At 56.6% G+C, this 8,090-nt stretch carries 5 protein-coding genes and 5 pseudogenes; 4 read left to right on the top strand and 6 right to left on the bottom strand.

Annotation, left to right across the window (positions count from 1 at the left end):
- Nucleotides 1–74 precede the first annotated feature (74 nt).
- A complete protein-coding gene (locus tag K290_RS38850; protein WP_141694186.1) occupies nt 75–197 on the bottom strand; it encodes a transposase in 123 nt (40 codons plus the stop codon).
- Entirely contained in the window at nt 194–565 is a 372-nt protein-coding gene (locus tag K290_RS0132925) for a transposase (RefSeq protein ID WP_240535525.1), read from the bottom strand. Before K290_RS0132925 ends, K290_RS38850 begins: the two co-directional genes overlap by 4 nt.
- A gap of 498 nt (nt 566–1,063) precedes the next feature.
- Here K290_RS0132925 and K290_RS0132915 point away from each other — a divergent pair, with 498 nt between their 5' ends.
- From K290_RS0132915 to istB, 3 genes and pseudogenes are all read left to right on the top strand, one after another.
- A complete protein-coding gene (locus tag K290_RS0132915; protein ID WP_004126151.1) occupies nt 1,064–1,957 on the top strand; it encodes a MurR/RpiR family transcriptional regulator in 894 nt (297 codons plus the stop codon).
- 567 nt (nt 1,958–2,524) lie between these two features.
- A pseudogene (gene istA / locus K290_RS35705) lies at nt 2,525–3,810 on the top strand (IS21 family transposase).
- A complete protein-coding gene (istB, locus tag K290_RS0132905) occupies nt 3,810–4,610 on the top strand; it encodes an IS21-like element ISSme2 family helper ATPase IstB (RefSeq protein ID WP_004126157.1) in 801 nt (266 codons plus the stop codon). The pseudogene istA and the gene istB overlap by 1 nt, the downstream one beginning before the upstream one ends.
- A 225-nt stretch (nt 4,611–4,835) precedes the next feature.
- Here the strand turns inward: istB and K290_RS35700 are convergent.
- From K290_RS35700 to K290_RS38700, 3 genes and pseudogenes are all read right to left on the bottom strand, one after another.
- Nucleotides 4,836–5,621: pseudogene (locus tag K290_RS35700) on the bottom strand (IS110 family RNA-guided transposase); the annotation flags it as partial.
- Between the two features lie 103 nt (nt 5,622–5,724).
- On the bottom strand, nt 5,725–6,666 hold the full coding sequence (locus tag K290_RS0132895; protein ID WP_240535526.1) for a cupin-like domain-containing protein: 942 nt from the start codon (nt 6,664–6,666) through the stop codon (nt 5,725–5,727).
- Nucleotides 6,667–7,250: 584 nt separating this feature from the next.
- A pseudogene (locus tag K290_RS38700) lies at nt 7,251–7,496 on the bottom strand (hypothetical protein).
- A 137-nt stretch (nt 7,497–7,633) separates the two neighbouring features.
- On the opposite strand from K290_RS38700, the pseudogene K290_RS37040 reads away from it, so the two are divergent.
- Nucleotides 7,634–7,943, top strand: a pseudogene (locus tag K290_RS37040) (transposase); the annotation flags it as partial.
- Nucleotides 7,944–7,958: 15 nt separating this feature from the next.
- On the opposite strand, the pseudogene K290_RS37640 reads toward K290_RS37040, so the two are convergent.
- A pseudogene (locus K290_RS37640) lies at nt 7,959–8,090 on the bottom strand (IS66 family transposase); the annotation flags it as partial.

Here is an 8,090-nt window from a genome sequence, read left to right as displayed (position 1 = left end):
TAAAACATTATGTGGCGGAAGATGCCAGATTTGGCAGTCCCCGGCTGGCGCCATGACGGCTCCGCCACAAAATCTCACCCGATGCATAAAAAGGGGTCGAGGCCGCCATCGCGCACCAGGGCCATCAGCGAGGCCGCGCCTTTGCGGAAGTCGACCGGTTGGCACGACACATAGACCACGACACCCGAAGCGATCATGCTTGCCGTACCGCCCTGACGATGCCGCTCAGCAGCGCCGGATCGATCGAAGCGCTGACGCGAAGTGTCGTGTCGCCCACCTGGATCTCGACAGTGTCCGTCCGCACCGCCTCGAAACGAGTAAAGGCCTCATCGTTTTCGGTTGCTCTCAACCGCTGAACCGAACCAGATGCAAGGGCTACGCGCCGCCATCCAAAGAGCTGCGATGGGTCCATTCCATGGGCACGCGCGACCGCAGAGACATTTGCGCCCGGAGCCAACGCTTGCTCCAGGATCAGAGCTTTCGCCTCATCTGACCACGACTTCGGTTTCCGCCGCGTTCGCACCGGCTCCGCCGTCAGAATTTCGAACGTACGATCATGATTCATATCTTCACTCATAGGATTCCCAGCATGATTCATGCTGAAAATGAGCGATTTCGCGTCTCCATGCTACGTGGGATGGCCTGTCCGCTTACGAACAGTGGAGATAACCCCTTCGTTGGCTAATTCTGCGGAGTTGGCACATCTTTTGCTTGCTTCCTATTGCGAAGCAATGGACTGCCGATCTTAACGTCAAGGACGAGATTATGATGATGAGAAGTAGAAGACAGCGTGCCGCACATCGAGTAATTTCATGTTCGGCGCCGTCCTGATTCTCCTGACGATGTTGGTGCGCTTGGGTTGACATCGCCTGATCTTCAAGAAAGTTTCAATCAAACCAGGTCCCGGGGAACGCTTAAGCACGTGGATGCCGTAGGCAACACGGGCTGTTTGAGGCATCGCGGAATGGTCACGTTTGTCAACGAAGACGGCGACCTTAATCCATAGACCAAGGAAAAGCCTTTGTCGCTTAAGCATTTGCCTAATAGACTTCAGGAAGTAAGAATGGATTGTCCCACCACAAGTCTCATAAAGAACAACTATGAGCGATTTCCTCGGCAAATGAAGGTCGCTGCGCGTTGGTTGGTTGACCATCCGACAGAGGTCGCACTGCTGTCAATGAGGGAGCAGGCACGCCGAGCACGAGTGCCTCCGGCAACATTAACGAGACTTGCAAAACGCCTTGGCTTCGACGGTTTCGACAAATTAAAGGAGGTATTCGCCGATAGGGTCAGGGAACGGCCGGAAAGCTTCGGTGGGAGTGGAGAGGAGTTATTGGCACGAGCGGAGATCGGGGGCGATGGCGTCCTCATATGCGATACAGTGAATGCTTTGCAGGGTCATCTAAGCAGGTTCGCGCAGCCGCCCGCGATTGCCGCGTTGGCGGCAGCAGCCGACCTAATAGCGGAGGCGAAACAAATTTTTTGCGTCGGCCGCCGTTCAAGCTTTCCCATCGCCTATCTAATGCACCATGTTGGATCATTGCTTGGCTCTCCTACAACATTGATCGATGGGATGGGCGGTGCCTCCGATGATGCGCTTCGGTCTGTCGGCCCAGAAGACATTTTGCTAGCGGTCACAGTCAACCCTTACACTCGCTTCACAGTACAGGCAGCCGAGTTTGCCGTATCCCGTGGTGCAAAACTCGTCGCTTTGACGGACAGCGAACTGTCTCCAATCGCCAAGATTTCTCAAGCGGTAATCCGCGTTCGCACCGAAGTTCCTTCATTTATTCACACGATGACTCCCGCATTGGCCGCAGTAGAATGTCTCATGGAACTGGTCGCCGCGAGACGCGGGAGCTTCGCTCTTCGAGCTCTGGCTGACCATGAAGAACAACTTATGGAATTCGAAACTTATGCTCTGAAGAGCGGCGTCGGCAAGAACTCTCATGACTAAAGAAGAGCCAGAAATTTGAACCGCTCGTTTCCGCCTAGCAGGTCGCTGAACTCTATCGCATCGAGGCTGAGTTGCGTTTGTTTCCCCTATCGATTGGCCGGAGGACAGGATCGATCAGCGCCCTTGATAGCGCACATGCGGACCTAGCTGAGCCACCATCTGGCTCGCGTCGCTGGCTGCTCAACTGTCTAAAGCTCTGTCTCCCGCCCTGCGCAGCCGCTCCAAATACCAGGCCCATAATAAGGAAGGCCGAAGGTTGCACGATTTACCTTTACAATGAACATCAGAGCTCACGTGCGATAACTGGCTATCAAACCGAGTCTTCAAATCCTCTTATGTTCGTTGTCAAGTGGTCTAGGCATGACTGTGTCCCTTCCATCAGCAGTGATGAAGCCGTGTAGATGAAGCTGATATACAAAGTTGGAGGCAGGGCTTTCGACGACGGTTGGCATACTCTTGTGCGCGGGTTGTTTACCGCATTTCCGTAGGTTCTGTCGGGCGAAATGAAAAACTGACCCCCTGACGAACCGAAGAACTGACCCCTCGTGTCAAAACGAGGAATGATGGATGACGAGCACGATTTTATCGCATCCTGCATTGTCGCGAACGATGCAGGACGGGGATATGCTTCAGGCTGATGAGGTGGTGGCGATGTTGCGGCTGCACGAGCTCGGTTGGGGCGCCAAACGTCTATCGAAGGAGTTCGGATGCGCCCGCAATACGGTCCGGCGTTATCTTCGAGAAGGCGGAGTTGCACCGTTCAAACAGCCTGTTCGGCGCACGGGGTTCGACGGGCTTGATGATTGGCTTCGCGAGCGTTTTTTCCGGCACGACGGCAATGCGGATGTAATCCGCCAGGAGTTGGCGAGCGAGCATGGAATCACCATCGGTCTGCGTTCAGTTGAGCTTCGAGTTCGGCAGTGGCGGCGAGAGCTAAAAGCACAGAAGCGGGCGACAGTCCGCTTTGAGACGGCGCCAGGCCATCAGATGCAGATCGACTTCGGTGATACGAAGGTATGGATCGGCGGCGAGCGGGCTCGGGTTCATCTGTTCGTGGCGACGTTGGGCTATTCGCGACGGATGCACGCTCGCGCGTCACTGAGGGAGCGGCAGGCGGACTGGTTCGAGGGGATGGAAGGCGCCTTTCTGCGGTTTGTTGGATTCCGGCGGAAGTGCTGATCGACAATGCGAAAGCCCTGGTCGAGCATCATGATGCGGTGACGCGAGAGGTAAGCTTCAACGCGCGACTGCATACTTTTGCCCGTTATTGGGGCTTCACGCCGCGGGCCTGTGCACCGTATCGGGCGAGAACGAAAGGCAAAGACGAGCGCGGGGTCGGCTACATCAAGAAGAACGCGATCGCCGGGCGACGCTTCGAGAGCTGGGCCGAGTTCGAAGCGCACCTGGATCGATGGACACGCGAAGTTGCCGACCAGCGTGAACACGGCACCACCGGTGTCAAACCGGCGGAACGTTTTGCCGACGAAGCCAAGGCGCTACGTCCGCTGGCCGGACGGGCACCCTTCGGACAATTGCGGGATCTGGTTCGCAAGGTTCAAGCCGATTGCGCGATCGACCTCGATACCAACAGCTACTCGGTCCCTTGGCACCTGATCGGTGAAAGCGTTCAGGTCGTAGTGTTGGCCGGCCGCGTGATTATCCGTCATGCCGGCCAGGTCATCGCTAACCATCCCCAGTGCCGGGGGCGACGACAACGAATTGTGGACCGGGCGCACTTTGTTGGCGTTACCGGCTTCGACGGGCCGGTTCGTAAGGAGGCCATCGAGGCCGCGCCCGCTGCCTTGCTGCGGCCGCTTGCGGAATATGAAGCAGTGGTTGGAGGAGGCTGGTGATGACGACTGTGGATCATGACGTGCTGATCGCAACGCTCGACCGGCTGAAGCTGACGGCGATCCGCGACCAGCTCGATACGTTGCTGGACGAGGCAGCGCGGTCGAAGATGACATTGCGGGAGGCTCTCGCCTTCCTGGTATCGCGCGAGATCGCCCGGCGCGACGAGCGGCGGATATCAATGTCGAGCAAGCTGGCGCAATTCCCGTTCGTGCGCGAACTGGACGGCTTCGACTTCGAGGCGCAGCCCTCGCTGGATCAGGGGCAGATCAGGGAACTAGCGACCTGCCGCTGGATCGCCCACGGTGACACTGTTCTGTTCCTTGGACCGCCAGGTACAGGCAAGACGCATTTGGCGGTGAGCCTCGGCCGCGAGGCGATCCGTCAAAATTACAACGTCCAGTTCGTCACGGCGGCTACCTTGGTGGCGATGCTGGCGAAGGCTCACAGCGACGGCTCGCTCGACAAACAGTTGACGATTCTGTCGCGACCGAAATTGTTGATCATTGACGAGCTGGGGTACCTGCCCTTCGAGGCCAATGCCGCCCACCTGTTCTTCCAACTGGTGTCTCGGCGCTACGAAAAGGGCTCAATCCTGATCACTTCAAATCGCTCTGTGGGCGAATGGGGAAGTGTTTTTGGGGATCCCGTCGTTGCCACGGCAATATTGGATCGCCTGCTTCACCACTCGACAGTGATCACCATTCGGGGCGATAGCTACCGACTTCGCGAAAAGCGCCGCTCCGGCCTTCTGCAGAAGGCCGGAGCGGCGCTTGAAACCAACGAAACTGCAAACAAATGAGGGGGTCAGTTCTTCAATTCGGCAGAGGGGTCAATTCCTCGATTCGCTTGACAGGTTCGTCTGGGGCTGCCTCTGTCTACGATCGGGCATGGGCTCAACGCTTGCCACTTGGATTTGGCGAGGATTCCCCACCGGGGCTCTGCCCCCAAGTTTATACATCAGCAGATATATGCGAATGCTGATTAGCTGCTTCCTTTCATGTATTGAGGTTGGCGTTGATCACGCTTATGCCGCGGGAGCGACCTCTTGACCGATAGCCCACAGGAACGCCGCCATTTCCCGAGCGATCGCGATGGTGGCTACTGCCTTGAGCTTCCCCGCGCCGATAAGTTGATGATAGCGTGCGCATAGCCGGATCTGAGCTTTCCAGGCGATTTCGCGGACCGGCTGTGGCAGCCCCTCCAGTCTTGCCTGAATGGCCCGACTTACCCGGGCCGGGTAATCTATACGTCCACGCGCCCTCAGAACACGGCGGGCCCGCGTACTTCCCGCCTTGGTGATACCCTTGCGTTTCACCGGTTCGCCAGTCGAGCTCTCGGACGGCACAAACCCCAGATACGCCATCAGCTGCGGAGCCGTTTCGAAGCGCCTGACGTCGCCGATTTCAACCACGAAAGTCACCGCTGTGAGGAGCGAGACGCCGCGCATTGCTTGATAGGCTTCGACGACTGGCGCCATCGACCAGGAGACCACAGTCGCGGCGGCCTGTTTGGTCAGCCGCTCTACCCGAACCTCAGCGTCTTCGATGGTCTGAATGTATTCTGCGAGAACGATGTGGTGGGCGGGATGGGTGAACAACAACTCTGCCAACCATCGCCGATGGACTTGTGTCCAGGGCGAGCGGCCGCTATAAATATGACCGCGACGCAGCAGGAAAGCCTGCAACTGCTGGCGGGATTTCTTCAGGGCGTCGTTTGCAGCCTCACGAGCCCGGACCAGATCGCGGATCGCCTCATGGGTCTCATCTGGAACCCAAACTCCCGTCAGTTCCCCCGCCCGGTGCAATCGGCTTGTTCGAGCGACCGTCGGAGGAACAGCTCAGCGGGCAACACCTCACTACCGCAGCAGGTTTGATCTAGCAATCCCGTATGCGAGCTCGTGCGGCTCACTGTTGTCAACTCACATAGCTCAGATAGGGCCGATATAGGGGAAACGTGATAGCTTCCGGTACGTTGCTGATTACCGCCAGCGCGGTGACCGCGTTGTAAAAAATGACCTCTTTCGGCATGCCCTTGTCTGCCTGCGTTAGCGCATCTAATACGCTGCGATTCGTGTGAAAATCGATGTTGAAGGAAATCGAGGCCGATAAGCTGCGAACGTGATGGAGCGTTCCGGGCGGCATATAAAGGATGTCACCGGGATTTACCGTGATTACGAGGGGTGTCGCTCGCTTGTACTGCGGAAAGCGCACATAGTCCGGTTGCTCCGGGTCCACATCAAACCACCGCCAACCTCGGCGTGCACAGCGGGTGGCTTGGCTGGGTGGGAGAATGGTGAACTGCTTCGCACCGAAGATTTGGAAAAATAGGTTATGGCTAAGCAGCGTATCGAAGTGGAGGGGGGTAACGGTTCCTTCCGGACCCATGAAAAACTGCGTATAGCGCCACCAGTGCCGGCGGTAAGACGAACTGACAAAGTTAACCGGGAAGGGCTGACAGTCCTCCGCCAAGCTCTCCACTAAGCCCAGTAGGGGGATGTCGTGGCAGTAGGGTGCCGCTCTCGCGTTCAATGAAGAGGCTCCATCGTGGCAAGACGGTGACTCCATTACAAACCGGGCGTATTTTGCTAGTTCCCAAGAAGAGACCTTAATCTCGCTGCCGTCGAGCGTTTTGGTGGGTACAATCATTGACCCGGCGACTTTCTCAAAATACTCAGGTGACCAGCGCTGACAGGCACTCCAGGCTGCACAGCCTCCACGTAGGAGAACCGGCCGCATGGGATCTCGGTAGTTCGTCGCAAATTCCCAGTCAAATAGCTCTGTCACTGTAGGAATCGATGACCAGCCAGAGTCTTCTAGCGGCGCCAATGAGGATGCTACTGTTTCAAGTTCAACCATTTTTAATCTCATATTTTGCGTGAATTCGTTAAGCGACGACTCCCATCGCGACCGTAGCGAATTGGCTAACCAGCAGCATGCGGTATTAACCTCTTGGACGGGTAAGTAGACCTTGTATTTATGCAGGCGGCGGTCGAAACGTAGACCCGGCACTATCGAACCACTCGGGTCCCACTTCCGTATGCTTGCTCACACACTCACGAGCACTTGTCGCGGAAGGTGTCGTTTGCACCGAACTCTCTGAGCTTTGTAAACCGCATGGGATCACTATTCCCGCAGACGGTGTACATTCATTCCTGTCATTTTCCTGTTAATTTCCGGATAGAAGGATATTCGGAATGTGCCCACCTGCTCAACTATTAGTCTTGGTAGTTGGTGTATATACATCTGAGCAGACCACCTAGGATGCGTACTGTCGACCGCGGGCATACAACTCGATCACCGCAAATGTCGGGATCTGGAACGATGCGCACGAGATAGGTGCTGGTTTCCATTGCTTTTGAGCCGGATGGAGCGTGCTGAAACCAACGCATCAACGGCAGGGCGGCTTTTGCAAAGCAGGTAGAGACGTGGGGAAGACCTTCTCACCAGCAGCTTTGGGTTCGCACCAGTTGGCGACTTACTTGGCGATCGCGGTTTGCTGAACATCTGGCGTCGGGACGCTCGGCTGACCGTATGTCGGCGAGGAGATCTTGAAGATCGTCAATCCCATTTTCGGTCAGGCCTTTTGCCATCTTCACTGCCGCCACGGAGATAAACCAGTTTGCCTTCGGCGATATTGTCCGAGTTGGCGGTTACCTCTCGACTAATTCGAAGTTCTCGCCGATCATGGCGACGACTTCTTGTGAGCAAGATAAAACCTCCACCTTCGGTGGAGCGTAAGCCCCGTCTGTGTCCCATCGGTTCGGCTGCTTTTTGCAGCATAGGTTCGAATGCGAGAAGGTTTCCAGGCGCATATGGAAGCTGAATGATGGATGATGGATTTGTTGGTCGGTACGAGGTTGTTGAGCCGCGCCGCGGTAACCGGCGGTCGCCGGATGATGTGAAGGCTCGAATTGTGGCGGAAAGCCTTGAGCCTGGTGTTCGTGTTGTTGATGTCGCGCGTCGTCACGGCGTAATAGCGAACCAGCTTTCCGATTGGCGGCGTCAGGCTCGCGACTGCATTCTTATACTGCCGTAACACTGCCGTCAGAGCGCATGGTGTCGAGCCAGCGTTCGTGCCTCTGCCAATCGCTGCGGAGTCGCCTGAGCCTGTCACTCGTTTGGACGCTCCTTTAATGTGATCCGTGAGGTGCCGCTCCAAATCCGACCTGATCGGCCAACGTCGAGGTCGACAGGTCTATGCCCTCACATTTGAACCTTGTGCTCTGGCGGTTCAGCGGACTGTGCATCCCAAATTTGTCGAAGACGATCGTCGCCAGCAG

The organism is Rhizobium leucaenae USDA 9039 (genome assembly GCF_000426285.1).
GTDB classification, from domain to species: Bacteria; Pseudomonadota; Alphaproteobacteria; order Rhizobiales; family Rhizobiaceae; genus Rhizobium; species Rhizobium leucaenae.
Note: the sequence above shows the minus strand (reverse complement) of the source record. Positions and strands in the feature narration are given on the sequence as shown.

Bases quoted from the DNA above. Each gene is read 5' to 3' on its own strand.
- K290_RS38850 (WP_141694186.1), bottom strand. From the start codon at position 197: ATGATCGCTTCGGGTGTCGTGGTCTATGTGTCGTGCCAACCGGTCGAC.
- K290_RS0132925 (WP_240535525.1), bottom strand. From the start codon at position 565: ATGAATCATGATCGTACGTTCGAAATTCTGACGGCGGAGCCGGTGCGA.
- K290_RS0132915 (WP_004126151.1), top strand. From the start codon at position 1,064: ATGGATTGTCCCACCACAAGTCTCATAAAGAACAACTATGAGCGATTT.
- istB (WP_004126157.1), top strand. From the start codon at position 3,810: ATGACGACTGTGGATCATGACGTGCTGATCGCAACGCTCGACCGGCTG.
- K290_RS0132895 (WP_240535526.1), bottom strand. From the start codon at position 6,666: ATGGTTGAACTTGAAACAGTAGCATCCTCATTGGCGCCGCTAGAAGAC.